This is a genomic window from Mesorhizobium sp. ISC15 (genome assembly GCF_037162615.1).
GTDB lineage: Bacteria > Pseudomonadota > Alphaproteobacteria > Rhizobiales > Rhizobiaceae > Mesorhizobium > Mesorhizobium mediterraneum.
Genome location: NZ_JAVSPX010000001.1, coordinates 3378010 through 3392364, shown reverse-complemented (window position 1 = coordinate 3392364; position 14355 = coordinate 3378010). Strand labels below are relative to the sequence as shown.

Annotated in this window: 15 protein-coding genes and 1 pseudogene; 2 read left to right on the top strand and 14 right to left on the bottom strand. The window is 63.3% G+C overall.

Annotated features, from left to right (window positions below):
* Positions 1 to 83: 83 nt before the first annotated feature.
* The 5 genes from RPG13_RS16185 to RPG13_RS16165 all read right to left on the bottom strand — a co-directional run bounded on the left by RPG13_RS16185 (position 84) and on the right by RPG13_RS16165 (position 4574).
* Positions 84 to 374: a DUF3303 domain-containing protein gene (locus RPG13_RS16185; protein ID WP_245329753.1), complete on the bottom strand. Its 291-nt coding sequence runs from the start codon at positions 372 to 374 to the stop codon at positions 84 to 86.
* Positions 375 to 474: 100 nt separating this feature from the next.
* The gene (locus tag RPG13_RS16180) at positions 475 to 1938 is read right to left on the bottom strand and encodes a RimK family protein (protein ID WP_337125479.1); all 1464 of its coding nucleotides are present in this window, start codon (positions 1936 to 1938) and stop codon (positions 475 to 477) included.
* The gene (locus tag RPG13_RS16175) at positions 1935 to 3041 is read right to left on the bottom strand and encodes a peptidase C39 family protein (RefSeq protein WP_337125478.1); all 1107 of its coding nucleotides are present in this window, start codon (positions 3039 to 3041) and stop codon (positions 1935 to 1937) included. Before RPG13_RS16175 ends, RPG13_RS16180 begins: the two co-directional genes overlap by 4 nt.
* Positions 3042 to 3267: 226 nt before the next feature.
* Positions 3268 to 4059: an anti-sigma factor family protein gene (locus RPG13_RS16170; RefSeq protein WP_292503349.1), complete on the bottom strand. Its 792-nt coding sequence runs from the start codon at positions 4057 to 4059 to the stop codon at positions 3268 to 3270.
* Positions 4056 to 4574 carry an RNA polymerase sigma factor gene (locus RPG13_RS16165; protein WP_095483148.1) on the bottom strand — a complete coding sequence of 173 codons (519 nt, stop codon included), beginning with the start codon at positions 4572 to 4574 and terminating at the stop codon, positions 4056 to 4058. Before RPG13_RS16165 ends, RPG13_RS16170 begins: the two co-directional genes overlap by 4 nt.
* A gap of 280 nt (positions 4575 to 4854) precedes the next feature.
* Here RPG13_RS16165 and RPG13_RS16160 point away from each other — a divergent pair, with 280 nt between their 5' ends.
* Together RPG13_RS16160 and RPG13_RS16155 are read left to right on the top strand one after the other, a co-directional pair.
* Positions 4855 to 5109 carry a type II toxin-antitoxin system VapB family antitoxin gene (locus RPG13_RS16160; protein WP_292216872.1) on the top strand — a complete coding sequence of 85 codons (255 nt, stop codon included), beginning with the start codon at positions 4855 to 4857 and terminating at the stop codon, positions 5107 to 5109.
* Positions 5099 to 5527 carry a type II toxin-antitoxin system VapC family toxin gene (locus tag RPG13_RS16155; protein ID WP_292503348.1) on the top strand — a complete coding sequence of 143 codons (429 nt, stop codon included), beginning with the start codon at positions 5099 to 5101 and terminating at the stop codon, positions 5525 to 5527. The genes RPG13_RS16160 and RPG13_RS16155 overlap by 11 nt, the downstream gene beginning before the upstream one ends.
* A 3-nt stretch (positions 5528 to 5530) precedes the next feature.
* Here the strand turns inward: RPG13_RS16155 and RPG13_RS16150 are convergent, their stop codons facing one another.
* The 9 genes and pseudogenes from RPG13_RS16150 to RPG13_RS16110 all read right to left on the bottom strand — a co-directional run bounded on the left by RPG13_RS16150 (position 5531) and on the right by RPG13_RS16110 (position 14098).
* Positions 5531 to 8269, bottom strand: coding sequence for a DUF2339 domain-containing protein (locus RPG13_RS16150; protein ID WP_337125477.1), 2739 nt, complete (start codon positions 8267 to 8269; stop codon positions 5531 to 5533).
* 63 nt (positions 8270 to 8332) lie between these two features.
* Entirely contained in the window at positions 8333 to 8851 is a 519-nt protein-coding gene (locus tag RPG13_RS16145) for a PaaI family thioesterase (protein ID WP_292650314.1), read from the bottom strand.
* Entirely contained in the window at positions 8848 to 9624 is a 777-nt protein-coding gene (gene recO / locus RPG13_RS16140) for a DNA repair protein RecO (RefSeq protein ID WP_292650312.1), read from the bottom strand. Before recO ends, RPG13_RS16145 begins: the two co-directional genes overlap by 4 nt.
* A gap of 41 nt (positions 9625 to 9665) precedes the next feature.
* Positions 9666 to 10587: pseudogene (locus RPG13_RS16135) on the bottom strand (aminoglycoside phosphotransferase family protein).
* Positions 10588 to 10629: 42 nt separating this feature from the next.
* Positions 10630 to 11562: a GTPase Era gene (era, locus tag RPG13_RS16130; protein ID WP_095483142.1), complete on the bottom strand. Its 933-nt coding sequence runs from the start codon at positions 11560 to 11562 to the stop codon at positions 10630 to 10632.
* Entirely contained in the window at positions 11559 to 12284 is a 726-nt protein-coding gene (gene rnc / locus RPG13_RS16125; RefSeq protein WP_095483141.1) for a ribonuclease III, read from the bottom strand. Before rnc ends, era begins: the two co-directional genes overlap by 4 nt.
* 4 nt (positions 12285 to 12288) lie before the next feature.
* Positions 12289 to 13038, bottom strand: coding sequence for a signal peptidase I (lepB, locus tag RPG13_RS16120; RefSeq protein ID WP_095483289.1), 750 nt, complete (start codon positions 13036 to 13038; stop codon positions 12289 to 12291).
* Positions 13039 to 13115: 77 nt separating this feature from the next.
* Positions 13116 to 13529, bottom strand: coding sequence for a holo-ACP synthase (gene acpS / locus RPG13_RS16115; RefSeq protein ID WP_337125476.1), 414 nt, complete (start codon positions 13527 to 13529; stop codon positions 13116 to 13118).
* Entirely contained in the window at positions 13526 to 14098 is a 573-nt protein-coding gene (locus tag RPG13_RS16110) for a DUF2062 domain-containing protein (RefSeq protein WP_095483139.1), read from the bottom strand. Before RPG13_RS16110 ends, acpS begins: the two co-directional genes overlap by 4 nt.
* Between the last annotated feature and the right edge of the window lie 257 nt (positions 14099 to 14355).

Below are 14355 nucleotides of genomic sequence, written 5' to 3'. Positions count from 1 at the left end.
GTCATCAGCTCGACGTCAGACACCCGCCATCAGCGCAATGCTTCGATACATATTTCTCGGCGAGCCCGGAGGTTCCCGCCGGGTCAGAGGTGTCCGCTCAATGCCTCCACCATGTCCTTGTTCGTCGCAACGGGAACGATCTCGAATTCGACCAGATCCGCCCATTCGACGACCCACCGCTGCAGGAGTGTGACGTCATCGGCCTCCACCAGCAGGAAGCAGCGACTCATATCCGCCGCGATCCAGCTGTGGTGCACGAGAAGCGCGTCCGGCACTACAGCGCCGCGCGTCCAATTGGACGCGCAAAGGACGCTGTAGCACTTTGATTTTGCGCATGATCCTTTCCCAAAATCGATTCCGATTTTGGGGGTCATGCGGCCGGCCCTGGTCGCGGAAGCGACGATAGATCTCCTTGCGGTCGCAGCCGCGAAAATCCTCGGTCACGAAAAACAGCATTTTTGTCCCCTACTCGGATTATCGCCCAGGCCGGTCGAGCCGTTCCAGGAACCACTGCGTCAGCCGCACCCAGACTTCGTCCTTTTCGCCAGAGTCCTCCCAGCCGTGGTCGAGGTTGGGATTGTCGTTGACCTCGATGACGAAGACGCCATCGTTGGTCTCCTTGAGGTCGACGCCATAGAGACCGTCGCCAATACACCGCGCCGCCCTCACCGCCGTCTCCACGACATGGGCCGGCGCCTCCTTCAGCGTGAAGGTCTTGATGCCGCCCTGGTCGGGCTTGCCGTTGGCCTTGTGGTTGACGATCTGCCAGTGCTTCTTGGCCATCAGATAGTGCACGGCAAACAGCGGTTGGCCGCCGAGCACGCCGACCCGCCAGTCATATTCGGTCGGAATGAATTTCTGCGCGATCAAAAGGTCAGAATCCTCCAGCCATTCGGTGGCCAGCATCTTCAGCTCCTCGAAGGTCTCGCATTTCTTGACGCCACGCGAAAACGACGAGTCCGGGATCTTCAGCACCAGCGGGAAACCCAGCGTCTGCGCCGCCACCTCAAGGTCGGACGTGCCGGCGATCATCACCGTCGGCGGCACCGGCACCTTGTTGTAGGTCATCAACTCGTTGAGATAGACCTTGTTGGTGCAGCGGATCATCGACAGCGGATCGTCGATGACCGGCATGCCCTCCTGCTGGGCGCGGCGGGCGAAACGGTAGGTATGGTTGGAGATCGAGGTGGTCTCGCGGATGAACAGTGCGTCGTAATTGGCGAGCTTGGCCAGATCCTTCTTGGTAATCGGCTCGATTTCGACGCCCATCTTTTCGGCGATCCTGGCCCAATAGCGCAGCGACGAAATCTCCGACGGCGGCAGTTCCTCATGTGGGTCGACCAGCGTGGCGAAGGTGTAGCGTGCCGGCGTGCGGCCCTTGGTGTCGCGCCATTCGCGGTTGGTGTAGGTCTCAAGGCACTGAAGGAAGCGCTTCTCTTCCTCCTCGGTCATTCTGGCCAGCGGATGGAAGCCGATCTTGCGGATCGACGCCCATTCGGCGCTGTCCGTGACGTGGACCTCCAGCGCCGGCGCTCGGAACCAGTCGAACAGAAGCTTGGCGAAGCGATCCCATATCCTCGACGGGCCGATGCCGAAGAAGATGCAGACCTTTTGCGGAAAGGCGCCGCCCAGATCCTTGCGGCATTTGTTGAGCGCCAATTCCAGCTCCGGCAGTGCGTGCTCGTAGAGCTTGCGCTCGGACAGGTCGATCATCGTCTCAACCGTCGGGATCACCTTGTGGCCGCGCGAGCCGGCGAGCAGCGAGGCATAGTAGCCGCGGCTCTGATAGCCGTAATTGTTCGACAGGTTGATGACCTTCGGCCGCTGGCCGCGAAACAGCGCCGGATGCGCAAGATAATCGCGGTTGGTGATGATCTTGTGCGGTGTCGCCACCTGATCGAGATCGCTCTGCCTGCCGGTAAGGATGACCCAGGTCATTGTCTGTCGCGCTTTCCGAGGGTGATGGCGGCACGCAATCCGTCGCGGCCGAACTGCGCCATGTTCATGAAGATGCCGTAAGGCACGGGAATGTTGGCGGCATCAAGGATGGTTTCCTGTCTCTCGTCCTCGACCCAGGGATCGTGGATCAGGATATGGTCGCCATCGTCGCCGATGGCCAGCACCCAGTGCGGAACCTTCTTGCCGAACATCAGGAAGCCGCTGATCAGGACCAACACCAGTTTTCCTTCTGCGATCGCGGTGCGGATATCGTCGATGGCGAATGGACGGTAATTCACCGGGATGCCGTAACGTTCCGCGCGCCAGCGAAAGTCGACCTGCGCCAGTTCCATGACCCGGCGCTTGTCTTGGCTGCGCACCGACTGCAGGAACAGCGCGCCATGGAAGGATACATATATCTCGGCAGAGAGCCCGCTTTCGTGACCGGCAACGGCGAGACCGAACGGCTCGCAGCCGCCCGGCCCCGACATCATGAAAACAGTCGTCGCCTCACGCCACAAGCGGATCTCCATGACCGGATCGGGCACGAAGCCGGGATCGAAATTGGCCATCGCCATCATCAGGCAGCATGGGCCGCAGGTGAATTCGCAGGTCTGCTGATAGAACGGCACCTTGGTGGCGACCGGAATGTCGCCACGCAAGGTCTTTTCGTAGCGCAGCGCCGTGGCGCCGTCCTCGTAATAGCCCGGTTCGCGGCCGATCTTGCGGTAGCCGCTCTGCTCGTAGATGCGGATGGCTCGGCTGTTGTCCTCGCGCACCTCTAGGCGCAGCATCATGCGGTCGTGCTTGAAGGCGGTCTCTTCCGCCGATGCCAGCAGCATGCGGCCAATGCCGAGCCCGCCGAAAAAAGGGCCGATGGCGATGGAATATAGCCGCGCGACGCCGCTGCCTTTGCGGAACAGCACGACCGCATAGCCGGCGACGCGGCCGTCGTTTTCGGCGACCAGCAGCTCGGCGCTTTCGCGTTCGATCAACTGGCGAAAGGAGCGGCGGGAAATGCGATCGGTCGCAAAAACAGCCTTCTCGATGACGGCGAGGTCATCGACGTCGGACGCGCGGGCCGTGCGAATCTCGGCAGGCATGCGGGCTCAGAAAACCTCGATTGGGTTGTGGAGAAGGCCCTGGTCGAAACGTCGATAACACCAGCCGAAGCGCCAGCATCCGTCAAGCGCTATCGCACCTCGATTCGGGCCGAATTGTGACAGTTTCGGCCCGGCGCATGAGGACACGTGGCCCTGTAGATCAGTGCAAGGGCTTGAACGGGATCGCTGTTTCGACCGTGGGCCAGCTTCGGAAAACAGGCGCGGTTCAGCTGGCCAGCCCGGCCAGAAGCTGGCTGTAGGCGCTCTTCGCCACCGCAGTCATCTGCGCGCGCGGCAGCGAGCCGACGACGGCGCAGCCATAGCCCTTGTCCAGCCAGTAAATCGCCTCGGGGCCGCCTTCTTCCGACCCATAAGTGCCCTTGGCCTTCTCGGCCGATTCAGCCGTGACGAACAGCGAGATGCGCTCGCCCTTGTCGTCTTCATAAAGCAGCATCGCGGCCTTGTTCTCACCTGCAGGCAACAGCCGGCCGCCGACGAGTTGAAATCCTTGCGCCGCCAGATCCGGTGCGACCAGCTTCAGGCCGACCCTATTGGACAGCCAGGTCTGCAGATGATCCTTGTCGCTGGCGGGCACTTCCACCGCATGCCGTTTTTCGGCGGCATAGATGACATGGGCTGCGATCGCCTGCTCTGCGAGTTGGTCCTTGGCCGGGTCTTCCAGACCAAAATGGCCGATGCCTGCGACGTAACCGCCAACACCGCCAATGGCCAGCACCGCGGCTGCGGCGGCCGCAAGCCACCAGCGCGAGCGCGATACTGCCGCCTTGACCGGCGCCTCACCGAACACGACCTTCTGCAACCGCGCCGGCACCGGCTCGTCGAGCACGCCAGCGAAGGCGGCGCGCAGCGCTGCGCGGTCGGCGACATAGCGGGCGCCCCTCGCCTTCATTTCGGGATTGGCATCGAGCCAAGCATCATAAGCCACGTGCTCGTCAACCGGCAACTCGCCATCGAGGGCCATATGGATGTCGCGTTCGGAAAAATCGTGCCGGGTCATTTCTCGACGATCCTTATCGCTCGGCGACGCGCGGCGTCATCCAGCAGCCCGCGCAACTCATCACGGCCGCGCGCGATGCGCGACATCAGCGTGCCGGCCGGCACGCCGAGGATGTTGGCGGCCTCGGCATAGGAAAAGCCTTCGATGGCGACCATGACGAGTGCTGCGCGCCGGTCGGGGCTGATCGCCTGCAATGCGTCGATAATCTCGCGTGACGCGATGCTCTCCACCTGCTCGGCAGGTGCTGCCTGCGCCTCGCCCGCTTCCAGCGGCAGCATCGCTCCCTCGCCGCGCCGGTTCACCTTGCGCATCTGGTCGATGAACAAATGATGCATGATCGTAAACAGCCACCTCCTGGGGCTTTCTCCAGTCTGCCAATTGTCGAGCCGCACAAGCGCCCGTTCGAGACAGTCCTGAACCAGGTCGTCGGCGGAATCGCGGTCGCGCAACAGCGAGCGCGCATAACGGCGCAGACGCGGTATTTCGCCAAGGATTGCTGCCTTCTTTGCGTCCATGACCGCTGGTTCTGAGGTGCCTTGTTCATCCCGATTGAACGCGCCTTCACGGCGCGGCGCAAGTGGCCGGCGCGAAGCGGTCCGCCGCCCCGGTCACCCAAGCAATGCAATAACGCTGGCGCGGACCGGTTTATTCCCGCCAGGGCTGGAGGGTCACCTATCAAGGCACCGTGCGCCATGAATGAGAAGCCTGAGGTTGAAAGCGCACCCTGAAGGATGTATATTCGAAGCTATATATTTGGTATATTCGACTTGGAATATACGTCCGGAGAAATCGAATATGTCACTGTACATCCGCGATAACGAGGTTGACGCCCTTGCTCGTCAGTTACAGTCCGCCATTAAGGCCCCCACGAAGACTGAAGCAGTGCGGATCGCTCTCAAGCGCGAGCTTGAACGAGCGAACTCTGTCCTTCCGCTGAGTGAGCGTATCAAAAAATATCAGGATGCCGCGAGCGCACTTGGTCCCGATGACCCCACCTTCGATATGAAGAAATTCATGGACGAGGCCTGGGGGGAACCCGATGTTTCTTGATGCTTCCGTCATTATTGCGCTGATTTTGAGAGAGGCAGATGCGGATCGTCTGCTGAGAAGGATTGAAGCTGCCGAGACGCTTTATTTCTCGCCGAGTTCCGCGTTTGAAGCGATCCTGGGGATAGCCCGCAGAAAATCTGTAGCTGAAAGCGGCGATCAAGCCGCGACACCGCCTGCTTTGATCGATCAATGCCAAACGATTGTCATTGGCTTCCTGGCCGAACTCAAGGCCGTGGAAGTTCCGCTGGATACCGCCATTCGCGAACTCGCAGTCAAAGCCGCCCGCGACTACGGTCGATATGTCGGCCATCCCGCCAAGCTGAACTTCGGCGACTGCTTCAGCTATGCATGTGCCAAGGCCTACCGGGTACCCCTGCTCTACAAGGGCAATGATTTTTTGCAAACCGATCTGGCCTGAATACTATCCAGGCTCGGATTTGGCCGCCCGTGTCAGCAGCCGCTGGTAGAACAGGCCGATGCCGATCAGCACCGCGCCGAGGCCGATGAAGGACAGCGCCCTCAGCACGCCTTCCAGCTCCGACATGTCGAAGAGGAAGACCTTCAGCACGGCGACCGAGATCAGCGCGGCCGACGCGATGCGCAGCACCTGTGACTTCAGCCAGACACCGGCGGTGAGCAGCGCCACGCCGATGATCAGCCACAGGGCTGAATAGGTGTAGGTCTCGAGCTGGCCGAGGCCGCTCCACAGGCCGATGAACTCGCCCTTGAACAGCCGCCTCACCGACAGCGTCGCATAGACGAAGGCAAGCAGTGCCGCCACCAGCGCCAGCATCGCGGCGTACCATTTTGGCCGCTTGTCTCTGCTATAGAGCGCGAGCCCCCCGGCGGCGACGGCCGGCAAGAGATAGGCAAGGAACAGCAGGTTGAACACCGGGATCCGGCCGGTTGATTCGTCCGTGAACAGCGGGTTCAGCGCCAGGAAATGCTGAACGATGATGAAGGCGAACGAGACCACGCCCGCGGCAAGCGAACCATAGCGCAGCACCGAGCTTGGCGAGCGCATGTCGATGGCGACCAGGATGGCGCCGGCGCCGAGGGCGATCAGCGTGTAGATCGCCTGTTCGGCGAGCGTCGCAGAACCCGTGTCGATGACGCCGTCATGCATGGCGTGGCGCACCAATATGGCAACTGTGAGCAGCGCAAACAGCGCAGCGCCCGCCTCCATGGCGAGGCGCGGGCGGCCATTGGTGGTGCGAGCGAGTTGCCAGGCGGCAAAGCCGAAGGCGAGCGCCGGCACGCCGTATCCCGGCAGCAGCCAGTTGAACACCGGCGTCGTCGACAGGAATTCGGCGCCGACGATTGTCGGATCGAAGGCGACACGGCCGAGCACCGCGATGACAGCGCCAACCGAAATCCAGCCAAGCACCGGATAGGCGCGCCAGCGGGTGGCCAGCGCCGGCACGATGGCCGCAGCACCCAGAAGGATGGTGGTCCAGCCGGACCCAAAGGCCATGTAGACCATCAGCAAGGCGGCGACTGCTGCCCCGCCAAGCGCGAACGAGACGGCCGCAGCGCCCTGCAGCGGCGGCTCCTCGCCCCGCGCGATCCACTCTGCGCCGGCGGCGAAGACCACGACCAGAAGGGCTGCTACCGCCGCGTAGGCAAGATCGCGGTCGAGATTGCCGAAAGTGAACCAGAGCGCCAACAAAATGACCAGCGGTGCGATAACGCCCCATGCCGCCCATGAGGCGGCGCGGATGTGAGCCGATGCTGCAAATCTGCGCGCCGCCCAGAAGCCGGCACCGATGAAGACAAGCCCGAGTGCGATGCCGATCCTGAGCATCAGCGTATCGGATATTGCCGCCGTCAGACCATCGATACCCAGGCCGCCGGAAAGGTCTGAAGCAATCGAGGTTGGCGGAATGATGCCGAGATAGACCAGCACCGTCGCCAGCCCTGCGGCATGCAGAAGTGCCAGCGCCAGCGGCCTATAGAGCGCCACTGCGACCAGGGCTGTGATAAGGGCTGCTCCCGGCAGAGCATCGCTGGCAGCGTATGCCGGGTCAACGAACAGCGCCATTGCCGAAAGGCCGACGAAGAAGCCCGGTGCGATCGACGGCCAGTCGAAGCCCCCCGCGGGTTCAGCTTCGCCACCGCGACGGCCGAGCCAGACGAAGGCAAGCACGGCCAGGGTCACCGCATTGATAAAGAGGATGACAGGCAGGTTGGCGCCCGGCGCATCGGTCATGTAGAGAACGGTCCAGAGGCCGGTGCCGACGAACGCTGCCGCCATCAACAATTTCCAGTCGCGCAGGCGGGCGATGACGCTGGTGGCGGCGAGCACGATCGCGAGATAGCCGAACAGCGCCCAGGGATTGGGCGCCTGCGAAGCGACCAACATCGGCGTCACCACCGCGCCGAGCAGGCCGATGCCGGCCAGCGCCTGGCCGTGGACGAGGGCTGCTGCGATGGTCGCCACGCCGATAGCGCCGAGCAGCGTGAAAGCAAGCGCCGGCCCGATGAAGCCGTAAACGCCATGCGCGGCATAGACCGTGCCGAACAGGATGAAAGCACCGGCCGCCGTCAGGATCGCCGGAATGTAGGCACCGGCGACGCCTTGCACCGGCACCCTGAAGCCGGTACGGCGGATGAACTCGCCGACGGCAACCAGCACCAGCCCGAGCATCGCTGCCATGCTCAGCCGCACGCCGGGACCGAAGATACCCGCCTCAATGGTGTAGCGGATCAGGAACAAGCCACCCAGCGCCAGCGCGATGCCGCCGACCCAGACTGCCCAGCGGGTGCCGAGCGCCGTTTCAATGTCGGGTTTTTGAGCCGCTTTCGCCGTCGCTGCGGCCGGTTGCGCAGGTGCAGATCCAGCCGGCGCCGCTTCGCCCGCAGCCCACGGTCCGGATGCAGTCTCGCCGGCTTCCACCTCTGTGGACGGCTTTCCCTCAGCCTCGCCCGCCGATGGCGGGGCAATGTCGGTCACTGCCGCAACTGCCGCGCCCGCTGGCTTGCTGTCGTTTGCGGCTTGTTCTACCGGCTTGGGCTGCGGCGGGGCCACGTGCGCGCCCGAAAGCACGAGGCTGCGCAGCGCACCAAGCTCGCGCTCGATCAGGCCGATGCGGCTCTGCTGGCGCGAGATAATGACGAACAGCGCGATGATCGCGACTAGGCCGATCAGGCTTTCGAACATGGCGGTTCCCCCAAACCAGGCCAGTAATTACTGACAAATGCGGCGGCCAGACGGCCGGCCGGGTCAGCGCGCCGCCAGATTGGCGGCCGGAAAGATCGAGCATGTTTCGGTGCCGAAAGCCAGCAGCTTGCCGTTGGCATCCTTCAGCGTCGCTTCCGAGACCGCTAGGGTGCGGCCCTTATGCACCACCCTGCCCTCGCACACCACTTCGCCGGTCCTCGGCGTGATCGGCCGTGTCAGGTTCACCTTGAACTCCGCCGTCGTATAGGCCTCGCCCTTGTCGAGCAGCGTCTGCACCGCGCAGGCAAGAGCCGAATCCAGCAGCGTCGCGGCCCAGCCGCCATGCACGCCACCCAGCGGGTTGAGATAGCGCTCGTTCGGCACGCCACGGAACACCGCGCGTCCTTCCGACACTTCGGTCAGGTCGAAACTGAGCTGGAAGGAAATCGGCGGCGCCGGGTATTTGTTGTCGATGATGCGCTGGAGCAATTCCAGGCCGGTGTATTCGAGGATGTCGGCATGCGGAATGGTGCCGAGGCCGAGCGGCGAGACCCGGCCGGGATAGAGCACCACTTCGCTCATCTGGTGATTTCTCCGGCGGCGGATTCTTCGATCAGGGTTTTGCCGGGCGCGAGGTGCTTGCGCAAGGCGGCGAGGAAGCCGGCGCGGGCACCGGGAGCCTCGATGCCGCGCGGCTCGTAGACATGGCGGGTAAAAAAGAAGCCGGTCAGCCGGAAGGCGTCCTCGATCGCCGCCGGATCGGCGCGCAGGCCGGAGCCGCGCTGCAGGAAGGCGGGGAGCACCAGCATCTTGTCGCGCCATGGCGCGCCTGCCGCGCGCGACACCGCACGCCCGGACTTCGGTGAGACATAGGCAAGGTCCTGCCTGGCGCCGGTCGCGGCACACTGGCTGAGATCGAGGCCGAAGCCGAGTTCGTCGAGAATCAGCAACTCGAAACGCGCCACCAGCTCGCCGGCGGCATCCGCATCGTCGAGGTGGGCGATCATCACGGCCAGCGTCTCATAGAGGCCGCCATGGGCGTCGCGCTCGGGCAATAGGCGCAGATGCGCGGCCATGGTCTGCAGCCCATAGATTGCGACGGCGCTGTCGATGAGCCGGGCGGCGTTCATCTCGATCGCCTCGGCCTGGAAGGTGCCAAGATGCTCGTCAAGCCGCGCCCGCCACAACAGATCGACACGGTTGCCGGGCTGCAGAACGGGCTGCTGCTTGCGCGAGCGGCCGCCGCGCACGAGGCCGAGGTGACGGCCATGCGCACGGGTCATGACCTCAAGAATGGCGCTGGTTTCGCCATGCTTGCGGGTGCCGAGAATGATTCCCTCGTCGCGCCATTCCATGAACGGAGCTTGTCACCGCTTCGGTGGCGAAATCAAGTTTTTCAGGCGCTGTGTGGGTGCCCTCCGCGGCGGTCCGCGCGCTGGTGGTCGGCAAGCACTTCATCGATCACACGTCGCGACTTTTCAACTTCGACTGGATTGATGCCTATATGTCCGGCGACCGTGATCAGCGCTTTCCATAACGTCCAGCCACGGCCCCGTGCCCAGGTTGCCTCATCGGCCTGAAGACCCGCGCGAAACACCTCTCGGCTTTTCCCTTCGAAGAGTGTCCACGCAATCGCCAGATCGCATGAGGGATCGCCCACGCCGGAAGTCCCGAAGTCGATCACCGCGCTCAAGTTGCCTTGCCTGACCAACAGGTTTCCCCAACTGACGTCACCGTGGAACCAGACGGGCGCGCCGTGCCATGTCGCGGCAAGCGCTGCTTCCCATACCGCGCTCGCGGCACGTGTGTCGATCTTGCCGGTGAGGACTGCAATGGCTTGCCGGGTTTCACCGTCATAAACGCTCAGTGATCCGCCGCGAAAAAAATTGTGCTGCCCTGGCGCCGGCCCACCGGCGGGATCGATCCGTTGCAGGGCGACAGGAACTGGGCCAGGCTGGCCGCGAACTGCGGCAGGTCGGCAATACGCTCCAGCGTCGCAGTCTCGCCTTCGATCCAGCGGTAGACGGACCAATGCCAGGGATAATTGTCGGCCGGGGCTCCCATCGCCAGCGGAATCGGGACAGGCAGCGGCAGCAGGGGCGCAAGCCGTGGCAGCCAGCGATGTTCCTTTTCCACCTGCAAGGCATAGGCCGCTGCACTCGGCAACCTCACGAGCATGTGGTCTCCAGGATGAAAGGTCCTGTTGTCCCATCCGCCTGACGCAACCGGCCTGACGGCAAGATCCTTCCAGCGGGAAATTGCGTGGCGACCAGCCGGCTCACCAGAGCTGTGTCGATAGTGACTTCTTGCTTGAGCATGATCTTTTCCGAAAACCGGTTCCCACTTTTCGGGAACATGCTCTAATGCGGAAACTCCAGCCCCATCTCGCGATAGCGCTCGGGGTCGTCACCCCAGTTCTCGCGCACCTTGACGAACAGGAAAAGGTGCACCTTCTGTTCGAGGATACCTGATATCTCCATGCGTGCCGCCTGGCCGATGGCACGGATCGTCTCGCCCTTGTGGCCGAGGACGATCTTCTTCTGGCTGTCACGCTCGACATAGATGGTCTGGTCGATGCGCACCGAGCCGTCCTTCTTCTCTTCCCATTTCTCGGTTTCGATGTGGGAAGAATAGGGCAGTTCCTGATGCAGCCTGAGATAGAGCTTTTCGCGGGTGATCTCGGCCGCCAGCTGTCGCATCGGCAGATCGGAGATCTGGTCTTCCGGGTAATACCAGGGGCCGGCAGGCAGGGTTTCCGAGAGATAGTCGAGCAGGTCCTTGCAGCCCGACCCAGTTAGCGCCGAGACCATGAAGGTGCGCTTGAAGGGCACCTTTTCGTTGGCTGCCGCGGACAGGGCCAGCAGCGCCTCGGGCTTGACCCGGTCGACCTTGTTGAGGATCAGCACCATCGGCTGGCGGACATCCTTCAGCCGTTCGAGGATGGCGTCGGCGTCGCCCCTGATGCCGCGCTCGGCGTCGATCAGCAACAGCACGATATCGGCGTCCTTGGCGCCGCCCCAGGCGGTCGTCACCATTGCCGTGTCCAATCGCCGCTTCGGCTTGAAAATGCCCGGCGTGTCGACGAAAACGATCTGTGCGTTGTTGTGGATGGCGATGCCGCGCACGATGGCGCGCGTCGTCTGCACCTTGTGGGTGACGATCGACACCTTGGCGCCGACCAGCTGGTTGACCAGCGTCGATTTTCCCGCATTGGGCGCGCCGATCAGCGCGACGAAGCCGGAGTGTGTGACGGCGGCTTCTGTTGCCGGCGGGACGTCGTCGGTGGCGGTCATGCCGCGCTCCCCTTATTTAGCCAGATGCCTTCGCGCAACAGCAGTGCGGTGGCGGCGGCCTGCTCGGCCTCGCGCTTGGAGCGCCCACTGCCGGTCGCCGGCGGATAGGCGCCGACCTTGACGCTGATGGTGAACAGCGGATCGTGGTCCGGTCCCTCGCGGCTGTCAATTATGTAGACCGGCACGGCGCCTGCCGCCTGATGCGCCCATTCCTGCAGTTCGGTCTTGGCATCGCGGCGGGCGGCACCGATGGCCTGCGAGCGCGGCCGCCAGTATTTGTGGATGAAGGCGCTGGCTGCCTCCAGCCCGCCGTCGAGATAGAGCACGGCGATCAGCGATTCCAGCGCATCGGCGCGTAGATTGACGCGCTTGCGTCCGTCGAGGCCGCGCACGTCCGAGCCGGCACGGATCAGCTCCGGCAGGCCGATCTCCTCGGCGATCTCCGCCAGCGCCTCGGCATTGACCAGCGCATTGAGCCTGAGCGAAAGCTCACCCTCGGCAGCGTCCGGATACGCCGCCAGCAGCATGTCGGCGACGACCAGGCCGAGGACGCGGTCACCCAGGAATTCGAAACGCTCATAGTCGATGCCGGCATGGCTGCTGCGGGCGCTGGCATGGGTCAGCGCACGCTGCAAGCGCTGGTGGTCGGCAAAGGCGTGGCCTGTGCGCTCCATGAGCGCTTTGGCGAGCGCGTCCGCGGTCAACCGTTTTGTCGCGGCCATGATCCTAATTGACGAAATGGAGCAGGCGCGACGCGCGCATCAGCGACGGCCATTTCCAGATTTCGAGCGGGCTGGCGCTGCCACCGATCGAGAAAAAGATGAGGTTGGCGCGGCCGACCAGGTTCTCGTCGGGCACAAAACCGACGGTGAAGCGGCTGTCCGAGGAATTGTCCCTGTTGTCGCCCATCATAAAATAGTGGCCGGGCGGCACGTCGAATTCGCGGGTGTTGTCGCCGATCGAGTTCGGCGTCAGGTCGAGCGTGTCATAGCTGACGCCGTTCGGCAAAGTCTCACGATAGACGTCGACCGGCCCGCTCTCCTCGGTGATGTCGCGATTGTCGATCTGCCCGACCTTCTGGCGCGGCACGCCAACGCCGTTGATGAAGAGCTGGCCGTCCTTGACCTGGATCTTGTCCCCCGGCAGGCCGACGACGCGCTTGATGTAGTCGACGGAGGGGTCCGGCGGGAACTTGAACACCGCCACGTCGCCGCGCTTCGGCTCGGCGCCCCAGATGCGGCCCGAAAAGAGGTCCGGCCCGAACGGCAGCGAATAGCGGGAGAAGCCATAGGACCATTTGGTGACGAAGAGATAGTCGCCTTCGAGCAAGGTCGGCCGCATCGACCCGGACGGGATAGAAAATGGCTGAAAAAGGAGCGTGCGGATGACCAGAGCGAGCAAAAGCGCCTGGACGATGACGCTGACGGTTTCGCCAAGCCCGCCGGATTTCTTCTGGGATTTTTCAGCCACGCTCATGTCGTCCTCGATTATGCGTTGGTTGGTATAGAGTCTCGGCGCGCGCTGGGCAACGTCATGCCGGTGGTCAGATGCAATCAATATGGCGCTTCTTCGACGGGCAACGCCTCGATGATCACTAAGGCTTGAGCAAGCGGAAAGTCGTCGGTGATGGTGAGGTGGATTGCCGCTCTGTGCCCTTCAGGCAGGATTTTGTCCAGTTGCGCCGCCGCCCCGCCGGTCAGTGCCATGGTCGGCTTGCCACTGGCCAGGTTGACGACGCCCATATCGCGCCAGAAAACACCTTGCGCCATACCGGTGCCCAGCGCCTTGGCGCAGGCTTCCTTGGCGGCGAAACGCTTGGCATAGGAGGCGGCGCGGGCGCCGCGACTTTCGGAGCGGGCCTGTTCGACCTCGGTGTAGATGCGCTGAATGAAGCGCTGGCCATGGCGCTCCAGCGATTTTTCGATGCGTCTGATATCGATCAGGTCGCTGCCGATGCCAATGATCATTCGGCAGGAACTTCCCGTCCGGCCGTTCCAGCTCTGTCCGCCAGGCGCATGCGCCGCTGTTCGCGGAAGGTGGCCATGCCCCAGCGCGTGATGCCGTAGAACAAGAGGCCGAAGATCAGGCCAAGCGGCACGGCGCCGACGGTCATCGGTTTCAGCACCGGTCCCCACAATTGCGAAAACGAAAGATTGTGCAGCATCTCGCCGAGATGCGCGGGCGGCCCATGCGCCGGCAGGCGCTCGTGCAGGACCAGCTTGCCGGTCTCCCACGACGCGCCCCACAGCAGCGGGAAGGTCAGCGGATTGCCGACAACCGTGCCGAGCGCTGCCGCGACCAGATTCCCGGCGATTAGCCAAGAGACGGCAAAGGCGATGATGAAGTGAAAGCCGAGCGGAAAGAATGATGCGAACACGCCCGCCGCGACACCGGCGGCCACGGCGTGCGGAGTGGCCTTCAGCCGCAGGATGCGCTTGGAAAAGTATCGCAGCGAACGCGAGAAAGAGCGGCGTGGCCACAGATAGGTACGCACCCGCTCGAGAAAACCATCAGGATTGCGGCGTCGAAAAAGCACTCTGTTCCTGTCCTGATATCCAAAGCTGCCGCTCTGACCATCCCGGGCCGGGCGTGACAGCCACATCTTGCGCTTTGCGGCCGTCGAAAGGCAACAACGACCTTGATATAGCGATACGCCGGCCGCAGAACAACCGGAACTCGTCGGGCGCCCGCTTGCAGCGACCTTGCGGCGCCGGCGTTTCGCCGTTTCGAACACAGTACAATCGCGGCGGATTTGAGGAGGCGAGTTCGGCGCGGAGATCAGCAGCAACCCGC